Source organism: Pedobacter sp. AJM, assembly GCF_002197755.1.
Classification (GTDB): Bacteria; Bacteroidota; Bacteroidia; order Sphingobacteriales; family Sphingobacteriaceae; genus Pedobacter.
Genome location: NZ_NHOT01000003.1, coordinates 1065170 through 1083803, shown reverse-complemented (window position 1 = coordinate 1083803; position 18634 = coordinate 1065170). Strand labels below are relative to the sequence as shown.

The window sequence follows — 18634 nt, the reverse complement described above, 5'->3', positions numbered from 1 at the left end:
TTGTATCATTTTTATTACTTTTCATAAATAACTGATATTTAGTGTTTTATGTTTTTTTACAGAGTTTTTGCGTGTGCTTTGTTAAAAATTGTTAAAAAATTGCCTTGAAAATTGGTTGCAAAACCTAAATTAGGCCGTCATTAACTAACATATTCTACTTAACTATGAAAAAACTTTTAAAAAGTTTGTTCTTTTTGATGTTCATTGCTGCGAATGCAATGGCTCAGGACAGAACAATCACAGGAACAGTTACTTCATCCGAAGATAAGCTGCCAATCCCTGGCGTAAGCGTAAAAATTCTCGGTGCCACAGGGGGTACCTCTACTGATGCAAATGGTAAATATGCCATCAAGGTCACATCAGATGCAAAAACATTAGAATTTTCTTCCATTGGCTTTGCCTCACAGCCTAAGCCCATCGGAAGTGCAGATGTTATCAATGTTGTATTATCACCTGATTCTAAAATTTTAGGAGAAGTGGTAGTTACTGCTTTAGGAATTCAGCGTAAAAGAAATGAAGTTGCTTATGCAGCCCAAACACTGGATGGAGCTTCTGTAAGTGAAAACAGGTCTCCGAATATCGGAAGTAGTTTGTCGGGGAAAGTATCCGGATTGGAAATTCGTCAAAATAATACAATGGGTGGCTCTACGAATATTGTTGTACGTGGTGTAAAATCCATTACTGGGAACAACCAGGCCCTTTTCGTAATCGATGGTGTTCCGGTAGCCAATAATAATATGAACACTGCCGGTCAGGCAAGTGGAGGTGGTGGTTATGATTATGGTAATCCGGCATCAGACATCAACCCTGATGATGTAGAAAATATTACTGTACTGAAAGGTGCTGCTGCATCTGCACTTTATGGTTCAAGAGGTAGCAACGGGGTAATTTTAATTACAACTAAAAAAGGAAAATCAGGCCTGAACATCACAGTGAATGCAGGCGTGAATTATTCTGTAATTGATAAAACAACCTTTCCGAAATATCAAAAACAATATGGAGGTGGGTATGGCCCCTATTATGGTCCAAATGGAGACGCCTACTTCAACTCTTCAGACATTAACGGCGATGGAACCCCTGATCTGGTTGCACCGTTAACCGAAGACGCTTCTTATGGAGGTAAATTTGATCCAAATTTATTGGTATACCAATGGGACGCCTTCGATCCATCTTCTCCAAATTATAGAAAAGCTAGACCATGGGTAGCTGCGGCCAATGATCCAACTACTTTTTTTGAAAGACCAGTTTCGAACAACCAAAGTATTATGTTAACCAATAGCTACGATAAGGGTAGTATTAAACTTGGTTTTAACAGAGATGATCAGAATGGGATACTTCCAAATTCAAGAATTCAAAAAAATGTATTCAACTTTGGCGCAACTTATAACATTACCGATAAATTAACAGCAGGAGCTGATGTAAATTACTTTAATGTTGATGGTAAAGGAAGATATGGAACGGGTTATAACGGAAATGGTGTTTATAATCCTGCCACTAACTTCAGGCAATGGTGGCAAACCAACGTAGATGTTAAAGAATTGGAGCAGGCTTACCAAAGAACCGGTAAAAATATAACCTGGAATTGGTCTGACTTAACAGGTTCTAAGCCGATATATTGGGATAACCCATATTTTGCCCGATATGAGAATTACGAAACTGATACCCGTAACCGCTATTTAGGAAATGTTAACTTAAATTATAAAGTAACAAGCTGGTTAAACTTATTAGGCCGGTATTCAATGGATACTTATAATCAGATACAGGAAGAAAGACAAGCCATAGGAAGTTTGGATGTACCTTTTTATTCTAAATATCTGGAAGATTATAAAGAAAGTAATGTTGATTTCTTAGCCAATTTTGATAAAGATATTTCTAAAGATTTAAATTTTAAAGGCTTATTAGGATTGAACATCAGAAAGCAAAGAACACAATCTACCTATGCCATAACTAATGGAGGTTTAGGTATTCCGGGCATTTATTCTCTAAGTAATTCATCTAACCCTATCGAAGCTCCGGTAGAGTTGGATCAAAATAGGGAAGTTCATGGTTTATTTGGAGGAGCATCTTTCACGTATAAAAATATGTTGACGGTGGATGCGACAATCAGAAGAGATGTTTCTTCTACATTGCCAAAAGCAAACAATGCATATTATTACCCTTCAGTTTCATTGGGCTACACGTTTTCAGAAATGCTGAAAGATTATAAATGGTTATCATACGGAAAGCTACGGGCCAATTATGCAGAAGTTGGATCTGATGCACCAGTTTATAGCTTATTGGATACCTATTCGCTGATTACACCAATTAACGGACGTGCACAAACCGGCGTGCCTACCACTAAAAATAATCCAAACCTGAAACCTGAAAAAACAAAAAGTAAGGAGGTTGGATTAGAGGCTTCATTTTTAAATAACAGAGTTGGTATTGACTTTACCTATTATAATACGAAAACAGTAAATCAGATCATTCCTGTTAGTCTCTCTACCTCAACAGGATATAATTCGCAATATTTAAACTCTGGAAGTGTAATTAATCAAGGTGTAGAATTATCATTAAATGGAACACCATTTAAAACAAGCGACTTTGAATGGAAGATTAATGTAAACTGGACCAAGAACAGCAATAAGGTTACTGAATTATTTAAGGATGCCACAGGCAACGAAGCGCAGAACTTGTTAATTCAAAGTTTTCAGGGTGGTGTAAGTGTTAATGCTACACTTGATCAACCTTATGGAACCATAAGAGGTAAAAACTTTGTCTATCTTAACGGAGAAAAGGTTGTATTAGCAAATGGCAGATATGCGCAGTCTGAAACTTCTAATGAAGTGATTGGAAATATGAATCCTAAATGGATTGGTGGGATCAACAATAGTTTCCGTTATAAAGATTTCAATTTAAGCTTCCTGATTGATATGAGACATGGTGGTAGTGTGTTCTCACTTGATCAATATTATGGATTGGCAACAGGTGGTTATGTAGAAACAGCAGGTTTGAATGATCTTGGTAACCCATCTCGTAATGAAATTAGCCAAGGTGGTGGTATTATTAATCCAGGTGTTAAAGCGGATGGAACACCTAACACCACAAGGGTTACCAATGCAGAATATGGTTCATACGGTTACAGGCGTTTGCCAGCTGCAGCTTTTGTGTATGATGCCAGTTTTATCAAACTAAGAGAGGTCGTTTTGGGCTATTCATTACCTAAAACTTTGGTGAGTAAATTCGGTCCGGTTAAAGGCGTTGATCTCTCTTTAATTGGAAGAAACCTGTGGATTATTCATAAAAACCTGCCAAATGCTGATCCGGAAGATGGATTAAGCTTTGGTAACGTTCAAGGGTACCAGGTAGGATCTTATCCAAGTGTGAGGAGTTTTGCCTTCAATTTAAAAGTTAGATTTTAACGAAGAACAATTATGAAAAAGATATTTTTAGCCTTTGTTGCTGTGTTGCTGATTGGAGCCTGCAAAAAGGATGTAACTAGTGTAAATATAGATCCGAAACGACCATTAACTGTATCTTCTGCTTCTCTATTTACAAATGCCCAGCGCAGATTGGTTAATACCGTAACCTCATCTAATGTGAATTTAAACATATTCAGGTTAATTGAACAGCAATGGCAGGAAACCACATATATAGACGAAAGTCAATATGATTTACAAACCAGAACAATACCTGATAATTTATGGAATGCATTTTACAGAGATGTATTAAAAAATTTCAGCGAATCCAGAACAGTGGCTGCTACAGAAGGAAAATCTGCAGTAGACCTTAAAAATCAACTGGCCATCACAGATATCATGGAAGTTTATACCTGGTACTACCTCTTGACCACATTTGGTGATGTTCCGTATACGGATGCATTAAAAATTGATAATACATTTCCAAAATACGATGATGGGCTTACCTCTTTCAAAGATCTGTTGAGGCGACTGGATGGAGATATTACGGCACTTGATATGTCGTCTACATCTTTAGGTGCTGCTGATGCCATTTATGCAGGAAATGCACAAAACTGGAAAAAAATGGCAAATTCCCTGAAATTAAAAATTGCCCTAACCATAGCAGATGCTGACAATGTTACGGCTAAAGCTGCTGCTGAAAGTGCAGTAGCTTCCGGCGTGTTTACTTTTACAACCGGCAACACCGATAATGCACGGTATCCTTACACTACGATTACACCCAACACGAATCCGATTTGGGTTGATTTAGTGCAAAGTGGCCGTTTAGACTTTGTGGCAAACAATACGCTAACTACTGAAATGAATAATCTGGCTGACCCAAGAAGACCTTTCTTTTTTACTTTAGATGCAAATGGCGTGTATTCAGGTGGAAATCCTGGAGAGAGTAGTCCTTATGCAAATTTTTCGGCACCTGCTGTTAACATTACCAAACCTGATTTTCCAGGGGCATTAATTGATGTTGCTGAAGTTCAGTTTTTATTGGCTGAAGCCGTAGAAAGAGGTTATAGTGTAAGCGGAACGGCTGCAACATTTTATGCTAACGCTGTTACAGCATCAATTTTAGATTGGGGAGGAACTCAGGCCAGTGCTGCAACTTATTTAGCTCAACCTGCTGTGGCCTATGCTACTGCAACAGGAACCTGGAAGCAAAAGATTGGCACACAGAAATGGATCGCTTTGTATAACCGGGGTATAGATGCCTGGGTGGAACAGAGAAGGTTAGATTTTCCACAACTGGAACCAGCAACCGATGCATTAACTGATTTTCCGGTGAGGTTTACCTATCCTGTAAAAGAGCAAAATGTAAATGATATTAATAGAGCAGCTGCGGCGGCGAAAATTGGTGGTGATAATGTAACAACCAAATTATTCTGGGATAAATTTTAATCGGTTCATTTTAAATATATAAAGGCGGGTGCTCAAAAAGTACCCGCCTTTTTTATGTACTCAAGACAATGAATAATTTCAATCTGATTTTCTATGGTATCTAATAGTAACGTTCAGGCAAATTGATTTTAATATGTTTTTTCGCTTAAATTCTGGAAAATAAGGGATAATTCATTACTTATACTCTTTATGATAATAGTCTGAGGTATTTCATTGTTTTTGGTTAAAGTGTGAATGATATTCAGGATTAAAGAGAATTAAACAATAGAAAAAAAATATTTTATACAATTAATGCTGTGTTAATGACTTATTTATGAGTCAATTTTTAAAAATGTCATCATATTTCTAAAGCTTTTTTACCTGTTATTTATTGATTACACATAAAAAGAGTGCTTATGATCATCTGATTTTATAATTTAAAACACTGTTTTTCAGTTTGTTATGATTTAGTATTAAAATGGTGTTAAAAAATGTTAAAAAAAACTTTCTTCCATGAATTTCAAAACTTAAATTAGGAGAATCATTAATCATTAACTAACCTATTATTAAATTATGAAAAAACTTCTACAAAGTTTGTTCATTCTTATGTTCGTTGCTTTTGGCGCAATGGCACAAGACAGAACAATTACTGGTACAGTTACTGCTTCGGATGACAATAATCCCCTTCCGGGAGTAAGTGTTAAAGTAAAAGGAACGCAGGGTGGAACTGTTACAGGTGCAGACGGAAAATATTCTATTAGAGTTTCCGCCCAGGCAACTGGTTTAACCTTTACTTATTTAGGCTATGTAGCCCAAACTGTTTCTATTTCTTCAAATTCTATCAACGTTGCTCTAACTCCGGATGCAACGACCTTGAGTGAGGTTACGGTTACTTCTGCATTAGGTATAAAAAGATCTGAAAGATCGATAGGTACCGCACAACAACAGATAACTGCAGAAAAAATTAGTCCAACAAAAATTGCCGATATCAATACCGCTATAGCTGGTAAGATTGCAGGTACTCAAATAAGTGGGGGTTCTGGTGCTAAATTTGGCACATCTACCATCCGTATCCGCGGGATAAATTCATTAGGAGGTGGAAACCCTATTTATGTTGTTGATGGCGTAATTACAAGCCCTGATGGTGTAAATCCAGATGATGTTGAAACTTTAAATGTTTTAAAAGGTCCTGGCGCAACAGCGCTTTATGGTCAGCGTGGTTCAGAAGGTGCTGTAGTTATTACAACAAAGAAAGCATCAAAAAAATCAGGGATTGGAGTGGATGTTAATCATTCTACAACTTTTGAAAATGTCTATATATTACCAAAATATCAAAATGAATATGGTGGGGGTAATGGACAAACCTGGCTTACTTATACTGCTCCGGCAGGTAGCGCCAATTCTGTATTAAATGGTGCCAGATATTACGATTTTTCAATTGATGAAAGCTGGGGGCCAAAATTTGATGGCCAACCTTATGCTCCTTGGTATGCATTTGACCCTACTGATCCTGAATTTGGAAAAACCAAGCCATGGGTTGCTCAACCAGATAATGTTAAAAACTTCTACGAAACGGGCATTGCAAATAACACATCAGTAGCTTTGTCTAAAGCAACTGAAACATCTACAACACGTTTCTCTTTTACAAATTTAACAAGAAGTGGCGTTTCTCCTAATACGAAGCAACAAAAAAATTGGGTAACGTTTAATAATACTACCAATTTGAGTGATCGATTATCTGTTAATGGTAATTTCAACTACGTTTACGAGAAAAGATTTAATATTCCAAGAGAAGGCTATGGTACTCAAACTGCAGGTTCATTTAACCAATGGTTTCATAGAGACATTGAAATGGAAAAATTAAAACGGTATGAACGTCCGGATGGTACCTTTACCACTTGGAACATCACCGGTCCTGATAATTTAACCCCAAAATTCTGGGATAACCCTTATGTAGAGGCATATAAGAATTTATCTGAAAGTTTTATTCAAAGAATTTATGGAAGTGCTAGTGCAACTTATGATATCGGCTCAGGCTTAAAGGCTTCAGTAATTGCAAGAACCAACGTCACAAATGTAAATTCTGATGGCAGAACGGCTTCATTCACACTAAATACACCAGCCTTTAATAGCGCATCAACAAAATTCTCTGAAACCAACTATTTAGGGAATCTGGCTTATACTAAAGAATTTGGTTCTTTCTCATTAGATGCCGCTTTATATGGTGAATTAATGACTCAGGATAATAATAATGTTGCCGGCAATACTAATGGTGGATTCATTGTGCCAAACGTTTATAATGTATCAAATTCACTTAACGAAAAAACAGCTACTAATTCATTTACAAGAAGGAAAGTAAACAGTTTATATGCTTATACTAACTTAGGATATAAAAATTATTTATTCTTGGATTTGAATATACGTAATGACGTGACGTCAACATTACCAACAGCAAATAACTCTTATTGGTATGGTGGTGCTTCCGGATCATTTATTTTCTCAGAATTTACTAAAGATTTTAAAGCCCTATCATTTGGTAAATTACGCGCTTCAGTTGCCCGCGTAGGTACTGATGTTGTCCCTTATTCAATTGATCCGACTTTCCCTTTAGCTACAACAAATTATACAAAAGGCAGTACGGTATATCCATCTCAAACTGTTTCTAATATTATTCCTAATGCTAACCTTAAACCAGCATTATCTACAGCTTATGAGATTGGTACGGAACTGAGATTCTTTAAAGATCGTTTAAGGGCTGATTTTAACTTTTATAGCAGACAGACTAAAGATCAGATCATTAATGTTACTACACCTGGTTCTTCGGGCTTTACCCAGCGAACAATCAATGCAGGTAATATTAAAAACTATGGATACGAAGTGACGCTAGGTGGTACTCCAATCAGAAGTAGAGATTTTACCTGGAATGCTGATTTTAATATTGGTATAAATAAAAATAAGGTAATCTCATTAGCACCAGGGGTTGATAATATTTTGGGTGGAATCGATGGATCAGCCGGATCTTTTGGGTTTGTAGGCTCTCCAACTGCATCATTAAACGCACAAGTTGGTCAAGCTTCAGGTTTTATCACTGGGCAGGGAATTGTCAAAGATGCTAATGGTAATAAATTAATTGATGATGATGGTTTTTATGTTTTACAAGATAACATGCCATTAGGTAGTATCCTTCCTAAATTTACTGGTGGTTTTGCTACTTCATTTACTTACAAACAATTTACTTTAGGTGGATCATTGGATTTCCAAAAAGGAGGTAGACTACTTTCTCTTACCAAAATGATTACTGCAGGATCAGGTTTGTCTGAAGAAACAATTGGACTTAATGATAAAGGTAATCCTGTGAGAAATGACCCGGCTAATGGCGGCGGTATCAGGTTAGAAGGCGTTAATGCAACCACTGGCCTACCTAATACTGTATATGTTGATACAAGAGAGCTTTATGAGACGAGATTGCAAAATGTTTTTGAAAACTGGATTTATGATGCTTCTTATGTGAAGCTAAGAGAAGTTTCATTAACCTATAGTCTTCCTAAAACTATGTATAAAAAATTACCATTTCAGAGAATCGACTTTTCGGTAATCGGACAAAACTTATGGTTAATCTATAGTAAAGTAAAAGGTATTGATCCAACAGAATTACAATCATCTTGGATTGATACTGCACAGCTTCCTGGAACCAGAACTGTTGGTTTTAATGTTAAATTTTCATTATAATATAAAGGATAAGAGAATGAAAAATCAGTTTAAAATATATGTATTAATGATGGCCGTTTCTGTGAGCCTTTTAACGGCTTGTAAAAAAGATTTCGGCGATCTAAATAGCAACCCCAATGTTCCCCTATCAGCTAATACTAAGTACCTGTTCTCTAGTGCAGTAATTGGTACTAGAGGGATTCCTAATGGAGCAGCAGGTTTATTATATGTTCAGCATATGGCTGAGTTTATATATACCAATGAATCTAGATATCAGCAGATTCAATATTCTTATGATGGAATATATGCCGGTCCGGTACAAGATTTACAGCGGATCATTAAACTTAATACCGATCCTGCTACTAAGTCTTTAAAAGAAGTTTTAGACAATGGCTCCAATGAAAATCAAATTGGATTTGCGAGGATTCTAAAGGCATTTGTTATGCTTCAGATCACAGATAGATGGGGAAATGTTCCATATAGGGAAGCAGGCCTAGGTGAAACGAACTCTCAACCCAAGTTTGATACTCAGAAATTTATCTATAATGATTTATTGAAAGAGCTTAAAGAAGCTCCACTGCAACTTGTTACTGCTCAACCTAACGACCCATTGTTTGGTGGAGATATTACCAAATGGAAAAAGTGGGCAAACTCGTTAAGGGCAATTGTCGCATTGAGAATGATGAAAACAGAAGATGTTGCAGTAGCTAAAGCGGCGTTTTCGGAAGCTGTAACTGCAGGTTTGATGGCATCAAATGCGGATAATGCTATTTTCAATTATCAGTCAAATGCTACTTACGAAAGTCCTTGGTATACCAATTATGTTAGAAATGGCCGTACTGATTATGGTGTTTCACAAACTGTAGTAGATAATAATATGAAGCCAAATGCTGACCCGCGGTTGCCTGTTTTTTCTAGAACAGTAGGTTCTCCTGCTGTTTATAAAGGTATCCCATATGGCGTTACCGATCAATATAGCGCAGGTGTAGATGGTGCTTTATTAGGAAGAGCTATTTATGCGCAAAACTTTCCGCTTCAATTAACTACCTATGCGCAAATGTGTTTCACTATGTCTGAAGCTGTTTTAGAAGGGTGGGTCGCTGGTAGTGATGCTGAAATGATTAGCTGGTATAATAAAGGAATTGAAGCTTCCATGGATCAATGGTCTGCTGTTTCAACCAATCCGATTGTATCAATTACTACTGCTCAGAAAACAGCATATGAGGCAATGCCAAACGTTTTGCTTACTGCAGGTCAAACACATGATCAGAAATTAGAAAAAATTCAGACACAAAAATGGCTTAATTTTTATATGAATAATGGATATGAAGCATGGGCAGAGTGGAGAAGGACGGGGTACCCAGTGTTGGTACCTGCTCGTGATGCTGCTAATGCAGATAAAAAGATTCCTAGAAGACAAGCTTATCCTAAAACCGAAAGCGATCTGAATAAAGTTAACTATGATGCTGCTGTAGCAGCACAGGGTCCTGATGCTTTAAGCACCCGTTTATGGTGGGATAGATCTTAGCATAAATAATACTTATATATTGAAGAGTGGCAGAAACAGCCACTCTTTTTTTTTGCTGAAACCGATAATGATTAGTGCTATTAAGTTTTAGAAAGAGTGATGTTTGCTTTGTAATATAGTAGTGAAATGCTAATTCCGCATGGCCTCATCATCCACACTACGATCTATTTAAAATATTAGCCATTTGAGGTTTTATCAAAATCTATTAGATCAGCTATCCATAATTTAAGTAAGTTTTGTCAGATAAACGTAATTTATTCTGCTCAGTTGTTAAATAATGTTAAATACTATTCCAACAATATTAGCTTTGCGGTCCTAAAAATTATATACCTATAACTTAAATTTCATGAAAAAACTTCTACAAAGTTTGTTTATCCTCATGTTTGTTGCATTTACCGCGATAGCTCAGGATAGAACAATTACTGGTACAGTGACTTCACAGGATGACAAATTACCTATTCCTGGTGTAACTGTAAAAGTTAAAGGCGCCTCAGCAGGTGCAGTAACGGATTCAAATGGTAAATATTCGGTAAGTGTTCCATCCGGATCTACGGCTTTAGAATTCAGCTACATTGGATATGTTACCAAAGAGCAGACTATTTCAGCCAACGCTACTTTAAATGTTGTTTTAGTAGCCGATTCAAAAACATTAACAGATGTTGTTGTTGTTGGTTATGGTACAACTACAAAGCAAGCCTTTACAGGTTCGGCAAAAACAATCAGTGCAGAACAACTGGGAAATAAAAGGGTGTCAAATTTATCCCAGGCATTAGCAGGTGAGGTTTCTGGTGTACGTGTAATTACTCAAAGTGGCCAGCCAGGTACAGAATCTAAAGTACGTATCAGAGGTATTGGTTCAGTGTCGGGTAACCGAGATCCATTATATGTTGTTGATGGTGTTCCATTTTATGGAAGCTTAAATTCAGTTAATATCAATGATATTGAATCAACTACTGTATTAAAAGATGCTGCTGCAACGGCTATTTATGGCTCAAGGGGTTCAAACGGGGTAATTTTAATTACTACAAGATCAGGAAAAGGAAAAAATTCTTTTATTGAAGGTGACATGAATTTTGGAACAAATATGGCATTGTTGCCTCGTTATGATGTTATCAAGTCTCCTGAAGAATTTATAGGTTTAGCATGGGAAGGTTTATATAACCAAGGCAGAGGTTTAGCAACGCCATTAAATGATGCTGCTGCTATAACATATGCCAACAACAGAATTTTTGGTCCAACAGCTGGAGGTTTACCTGCTGCATCAAACATTTGGAATTCTACTGGTGCAAATCTAATTGACCCTGCTACCAGACAGGTAAGATCTGGCGTAACCAGAAAATTTGATCCTGAAAACTGGGAAGATTATGCGTTTCAAAATTCAGCACGTAAAGAGGTAAATGTTAGAATTGGCGGTAGTTCAGAAAAAACAAGTTACTTTACCTCTTTAGGCTATTTAGATGATAAAGGATACTCAATTAAATCTAATTACAAACGCTTAAATGCAAGGTTAAATATAACACATGAAGTTAAACCTTGGTTGATTGGTGGTATGAACTTAGGTTATACCAATTCTAAACGAAATTTTGGTGGTCAAACCTCAGATTCAGGAAGTATTTTCTGGTTTGTAGATAACATTCCTCCTATTTACCCATTATTTTTGAGAAATGCTTCCGGAGCAATTGTTCAGGATCCTATTTTTGGCGGAAACCAATATGATTATGGTAATGCGGGTAGAAGATTTGGTTCATTAACAAATGCAATCGCAGATACTCAATATGATACTCAGCGGGATGACAGAAATGAATTAAACGGAAATGTGTCGTTAACGGCTAAAATTGTTCCGGGTTTAACTTTTGAAAATACTTTTGGTTTACAATATTATAATAATGAAAATGTAAACAGAAATAATAAATATTATGGATCTGCTGCTTCTCAAGGCGGTGCTATTTATTTAGAAAATACAAGCTTAATGTCTTATAATCTTTTAAATTTATTAAGATATAAGAAAACATTTGGCGATAATAGTTTCGAAGCATTAGCTGCTCATGAAGTTACAGATTGGAAATTAAAAACTTTACAGGCATCTAGATATAATCTTGTTTTAAACGATTCTGAAGATTTAAATAATGGTGCAGTAAGTAACCCGAGCAACTCTTATAGCGAGCAATACAAATTGGAAAGTTATTTTGGTCAGATCAATTACGATTATCAAAAGAAATATTTCTTATCAGGTAGTTTAAGAAGAGATGGATCTTCAAGATTTAAAACCGATAGATGGGGTACATTCGGATCTGTTGGTGCAGGATGGTTGGTATCTAGTGAAGAATTCATGAAATCACAAAACATCTTTAGTTCGCTAAAATTAAAAGCCAGTTATGGTTTAATAGGTGATCAAGGTGGTGTTGGATATTATCCTGGATATAATACTTTCAATATCGACAACGTAAATGATCAGCCTGGGCTTTCTATTGATCTCGTAGGTAATCCTGATTTAACTTGGGAAACTTCAAAAATGTTTCAAACCGGTATTGAATTTAACCTGGGTACTTATTTAACAGGTTCCGTTGATTATTATTTAAAAAACACAGATGATTTAATTTTCGACAGAAGAATTGGTCCTTCAAGTGGATATGCTATTGTTAAAGTAAATGGTGGTTCATTAAGAAACCAAGGTGTAGAATTTGATTTAACTGGACATATCTTTAAAAAGAAAGATTTTTATCTTGATTTAGGTATCAACGGTGAAATTTTCTCTAATAAAATGACAGCTATGCCAATTGATCCATCAACTGGTTTAGCAAAGCCAATTGATGTTCAGGGTAACTATGCTTGGTCAGTTGGTCATTCTATTTATGATTTTTATGTACGTAAATATACTGGAGTAGATGCTGCAGATGGTAAATCTACCTGGGAAGCTTATTATCTGGATGCCAACAATAATGGTGTACCAGATGGCGGACTATTAGAAAACCAGGCAGGTGAATATATCGGCTCTTTATCATCTTATTTAGCGGCTAATCCAGATAAAGCAGGTCAGTTAAAGAAAACAACTACTAAAACATATCAGAACGCTACTCAACAATACGATGGTCGTTCTGCTATTCCTGATGTTAGAGGAGCAATTAATTTGACTACAGGATATAAAGGATTTGATTTGAGTGTTCAAATGTTATATAGTTTAGGCGGTTATGTTTATGATGGAGCATATGCTGGGTTAATGGGTAATGGATTAATTGCAAATAATAACTGGCACAAAGATATTTTAAACAGATGGCAGTCTCCAAGTCAGCCAGGTGATGGTATTGTTCCAAGAATTTCAAACAATCAAGATGCAAATGTGAATTCAGCGTCATCTCGTTTCATTACAAAGGCAGATTATTTCTCGTTAAATAATGTACGTTTAGGTTACAATTTCACTAAAAAGATCACAGATAAATTAGGCCTGGCGGGTTTAAGCGTTTGGGTTTCTGGAGACAATCTATATTTAGGTACAGCCCGTGCAGGATTGAACCCTATGACTGCGGAGCCAGCTAACAGTACAGAAACAGGAGGTAGTGATACCTACAGATATTCTCCTTTATCAACAATTTCTGCTGGTTTAAGAGTTAAGCTTTAATATAAACTTACAACATGAAAAATATTAAATACATATATATCGCATTTGCTCTATTGGTATTAGCAAGTGGATGTAAAAAAAGTTACCTGGATGAAAAGCCAAGTGAAAAAGTTTCTCCTGAGCAAATTAGTGAAGAAGCATTAAGAGACCCTGCAGTATTAAATGCCTATACAAGAGGCTTGTATTCAAGCATGTATAATACCGGGACAGGTGGTACAACTGGTCATGATGATTTTGGTCAAAAAGGTTATGATATCTATTCAGATATGTTAGCTTCTGATATGGCACTGGGCTCGCTTAACTATGGATGGTACAGTACCGTGATCAGATATCAGGCCACAAAGGATTTTACTCAAAATGCGGCTTACATTCCATGGCGTTATTATTATCAAATTATTTTTGGTGCTAATTCATTAATTGACGTTTTAGGGGGTAATAATGCTACATTTACCAATAAAACGTTAGCCTATAGTATGGGGCAGGCAAAAGCGATGAGAGCTTATGCATATTTTTATTTAACACAATTTTACGCTCCTAAAGGTTATGGAACAGGGGCTGAAAAGATTCTTCCGCTTTATACAGATGCTAAAACAACTAATCAGCCATTAGTTACCTCTGCCGTAATTTTTGACCAAATGATCAAAGATTTGACAGATGCAACTACATTATTGGCTGATTATGGCAGAGGCAGTAAAGGTGAAATTAATGCTGATGTTGCTAAAGGTTTGTTGGCATATGTTTATGCTGCACGTGGTACTGCTGCTGACTTGGCCCAAGTGGTGACCTTGACAGACCAGGTAATCCCTAAATTTACTGTTTTACCTAAAGCAAACGTCACAACAGATGGCTTCAATAATTTGCCAAATAGTGCAAACTGGATGTGGGGTGCTGATCTTCAGGTTTCAAGTAAATTAGATTTAGTTTCATGGTGGGGCCAGATAGATATATTTACCTATAGCTATGCATGGGCTGGTGATCCTAAATTTATTGATGATAAACTATATGCTTCTATTCCTGCTACCGATGCCCGAAAAGGACAGTTTGATAATAACGCAGATTACGGAGGTCTTTTACCAACTGGAAAATTCTTTGATCCTGCAAGAGTTGAAGGTGGACAAAGAACAGTAATTACCGATTATGTATATATGCGTGTGGAAGAAATGATTCTTTTAAATGCAGAGGCAAAGGCCAGAATGAATCAAGATGCACAGGCAAGAGAAGAAATTAAAAAACTTTTAGTAGAGCGCGTTTCCAACCCTAACTTTGTTGATGCACTAAGTGGAAATGATTTGAAAGAAGAAATTTATAAGCAAACCAGAATCGAGCTTTGGGGAGAAGGAAAAGTTTATTTAGCTATGAAACGTAATAAACATTCTATTACAAGAGGAACAAATCATCTGTTTTTTGCTGGAGATACGTTTACCTATGATGCTGACGAATTAACATTTCCAATACCACAAGCGGAGGTGATTAATAATCCGAATCTTAATAAATAGAATTTAGAATATTCTTTTAAACACCAACTTTCAATAGAGAGTTGGTGTTTTTTTATGGAATTAACTATGATAACTAATTTTTTAGTCTTTATTATAATACAAATCCATTGTTTTTTATGTCATTTAAGGGTCAAATACTACCTTTATGATGGGCTAAATCCTTTTAATTGCTCAAAAAGTATTGCATTATATTTTTATATATTATATTTTGCGATTTAATTCAATTAATCAAACAAACTAATTAAAATTCATGAAAAAACTTTTACAAAGTTTGTTCGTGCTTCTGTTTTTTGCATTTAATGCAATGGCTCAAGACCGAACAATTAATGGGACAGTAACTTCAACCGAAGACGGATCCCCTCTTCCCGGGGTTAGCATTAAGGCTGCAGGCTCACAGGTTACTTCAACAACCGGAAATGATGGTAAATTTATTATTAAGGTTTCGTCAGCTACGAAAAGCCTTCAATTTTCATTTATCGGATTTTTAACAAGAACGGTTAATCTTACATCCTCAAATACGATTAAAATCGGACTTGAGACGGATGCAAAATCCTTACAAGAGGTTGTTATCACTACTGCATATGGCACTACTACAAAAGGTAAAAACACGGGGTCAATATCTACGGTTGGCGCAGAGGAGATGGCTAAGAGACCAGTTACTAACTTAAATAGCGCACTTGCAGGGGCAGCACCAGGTGTTCAGGTAAATGCCGGTAACGGGCAACCAGGTTCTGGCCCTACTATTCGTGTTCGTGGATTTGGATCGATTTCAGCTTCCAATGATCCCTTGTATATTGTTGATGGTATTCAGTATTCAGGTAACATCAGTAATATCAGTGTAGATGATATTGAAAGTATTTCCTTATTAAAAGATGCAGCATCATCCGCACTTTATGGATCAAGTGCAGGTAATGGTGTAATCTTAATCACAACAAAAAAAGGTAAAAAAGGTAAAGAACAATTAGATTTTAGAATAATACAAGGCCTTACTTCAAGAGGTATTCCGGAATATGAAACCGTTGATGCTTATCAATATTATCCCTTAGCATGGCAGGCTTATCGTAATAGCTTGGTTTATCCAGTAACTGGAACAGGTAGTACTTTATCGGCTGCTAATACGGCTGCAACAAACGGAATCAGAGGACTATTATTAAATAATCCTTTTAATGTTCCAAATAACGAAATTGTCGGTATTGATGGTAAATTAAATCCGAATGCTACCTTGCTATATCCTGACGATCTTAACTGGAGAGAACCTTTAGAGAGAACCGGCCAAAGAGGGGACTATTCAATGTCCTATAGTGGTGCCACAGAAAAATCTGATTATTATGCTTCCTTAGGCTATCTAAATGAAAAAGGATATATTATTAGGTCTGATTTCAATAGAATCAATGGTCGGGTAAATATCAATACTAAACCACTTTCATGGTTTAAAACTGGGTTAAATATTAATGCGAATATTAGCAAATCGAACCAGGCCGATGCAGATGGAAGTGGTAATATTGTTAATCCGTTTAATTTTTCGCGTTATATAGGGCCAATTTATCCACTTTATGCCCATAATCAAACTACTGGTGAATACTTATTAGACGCTAATGGAAATAAAATCTATGATACCGGTAATTTACAAGGTACTTTAGGGATTCCAAATCGTCCCTCAGGTGCGTATGCGGGAAGGCATATCTTACAAGAGACATTGTTAAATTCTACTTTAATCAAAAGAAATGCACTAAGTGCCAGAACTTATGGTGAAATTACTTTCTTAAAGGATTTTAAATTCACGCAAAATCTTGGCGTAGACATAAATAATTATTCATTTGGGGATTATCAGAATAAAATTGTTGGTGATGGTGCACCAAGCGGTAGGGCTAGAAATACAGCAACTACAACAACGACATACACAATTGAGCAGTTGTTAAATTATAACAAAAAATTAGGGGATCATACAATTACTGCATTAGTTGGACACAATAATTATGATTATTCTTATAAATATTTAACCGGAGCCCGTAACACCCAAATACTTGATGGGAATACAGAATTAGTGAATTTTGCCACCACTACGGATTTAACATCATACTTGCAGGATTACAGGAAGGAAGCTGTTTTTACAAGAGTGAATTATGATTACAAATCTAAATACTTCTTATCTGGATCTTATCGCCGCGATGGTTCTTCTAAGTGGGGACCAGGTCAACAATGGGGTAATTTTTACTCTGCAAGTTTAGGCTGGTTAATTAGTGAAGAAAACTTTTTAAAAGATGCAAGCTGGATTAATTATTTGAAATTCAGATCTTCTTATGGATCATTGGGAAATGATGATTTATTGAATCCAAATGGTACAAGAAGTTATAACCTAGATAGACCGCTATATAGCTTAGGTTATAATAATGCTGCGGAACCAGGAATCTTACTTCAAAGTTTAGCCAATCCAAATATTACTTGGGAAACCCAAACTCAAATAGATGCTGCATTAGAATTCGGATTATTTAAAAACAGAATACATGGTAGCTTTGAGGTATTTAGCAAGCAGTCATCAGATTTACTTTTTAATGTACCACTGCCTATATCAACAGGCTTAGGTATTGGAAACGGAACCGGTACTTTCGCAAAGAACATCGGTAAAATGTGGAATAGAGGTATTGAGGTTAACCTTGCCAGTGATATCATAAAGTCGCGTGACTTTAAATGGGATTTGAATATTAACTGGTCATTAATTCGAAACAGGATCACCAAAATGCCTGATGAAACTCCTACAATCATTGATGGAACAAAGCAATTGGCTGTAGGTCAATCAAGATACCAGTATTGGTTACGCCAATGGGCTGGTGTAGATCCTACAGATGGATCGGGTTTATATCAAATTAATCCACTAAATCCTGGATCCGCTGCAGATACTAGAACCATAAATGGACAAAGTTTTACAATTAATCCTAATAATGCTCTATATGCGTATTCAGGAAATTCAATTCCTGACTTTTTTGGAAGCTTTACGAATACTTTCACATATAAGGCATTCTCTCTATCCGTTATTATGAATTATCAGGTTGGGGGCAAAGCATATGATGCAACTTATCAGTCATTAATGTCATACGCAGGATATGGAGGATCATTGCATGTTGATGCATTAAATTCTTGGCAACAGATTGGAGATGCAGCATCTATTCCAAGACTTGATATAGGTAGATCTACCTTTAATAATGCTACTTCTTCAAGGTTTTTAATTGATGCCTCTTATTTAAATATGAGGTCTGCTATTCTAGCTTATAATCTTCCCACAGCATTTGTGAAAAAAGCAGGTTTAAGTCGAGTTAATGTATATGCATCTGGCGAAAACCTTTTCATGCTTTCAAAACGGAAAGGTTTAGATCCATCAGAAAGTTTTTCAGGTGTTAATACAAATAACTATACTCCAACACGTATCATGAGTTTGGGGCTTAATGCATCATTTTAAAAAGCG

At 36.2% G+C, this 18634-nt stretch carries 7 protein-coding genes; all 7 read left to right on the top strand.

Annotated features, from left to right (window positions below):
- Nucleotides 1-164 precede the first annotated feature (164 nt).
- The 7 genes from CBW18_RS10405 (at nucleotide 165) to CBW18_RS10375 (ending at nucleotide 18628) form a co-directional block, all read left to right on the top strand.
- Complete coding sequence (locus CBW18_RS10405; RefSeq protein WP_088301211.1) at nucleotides 165-3401, top strand: SusC/RagA family TonB-linked outer membrane protein; 3237 nt, start codon at nucleotides 165-167, stop codon at nucleotides 3399-3401.
- A gap of 12 nt (nucleotides 3402-3413) precedes the next feature.
- The gene (locus CBW18_RS10400; RefSeq protein ID WP_088301210.1) at nucleotides 3414-4847 is read left to right on the top strand and encodes a SusD/RagB family nutrient-binding outer membrane lipoprotein; all 1434 of its coding nucleotides are present in this window, start codon (nucleotides 3414-3416) and stop codon (nucleotides 4845-4847) included.
- Between the two features lie 552 nt (nucleotides 4848-5399).
- A complete protein-coding gene (locus CBW18_RS10395; protein WP_088301209.1) occupies nucleotides 5400-8555 on the top strand; it encodes a SusC/RagA family TonB-linked outer membrane protein in 3156 nt (1051 codons plus the stop codon).
- 16 nt (nucleotides 8556-8571) lie between these two features.
- The gene (locus CBW18_RS10390; RefSeq protein ID WP_172406492.1) at nucleotides 8572-10062 is read left to right on the top strand and encodes a SusD/RagB family nutrient-binding outer membrane lipoprotein; all 1491 of its coding nucleotides are present in this window, start codon (nucleotides 8572-8574) and stop codon (nucleotides 10060-10062) included.
- 346 nt (nucleotides 10063-10408) lie between these two features.
- On the top strand, nucleotides 10409-13678 hold the full coding sequence (locus CBW18_RS10385; protein ID WP_088301207.1) for a SusC/RagA family TonB-linked outer membrane protein: 3270 nt from the start codon (nucleotides 10409-10411) through the stop codon (nucleotides 13676-13678).
- Between the two features lie 14 nt (nucleotides 13679-13692).
- Nucleotides 13693-15174 carry a RagB/SusD family nutrient uptake outer membrane protein gene (locus tag CBW18_RS10380; protein WP_088301206.1) on the top strand — a complete coding sequence of 494 codons (1482 nt, stop codon included), beginning with the start codon at nucleotides 13693-13695 and terminating at the stop codon, nucleotides 15172-15174.
- Nucleotides 15175-15424: 250 nt separating this feature from the next.
- Nucleotides 15425-18628, top strand: a complete 3204-nt coding sequence (locus CBW18_RS10375; protein WP_088301205.1) for a SusC/RagA family TonB-linked outer membrane protein — start codon at nucleotides 15425-15427, stop codon at nucleotides 18626-18628.
- Nucleotides 18629-18634 lie beyond the last annotated feature (6 nt).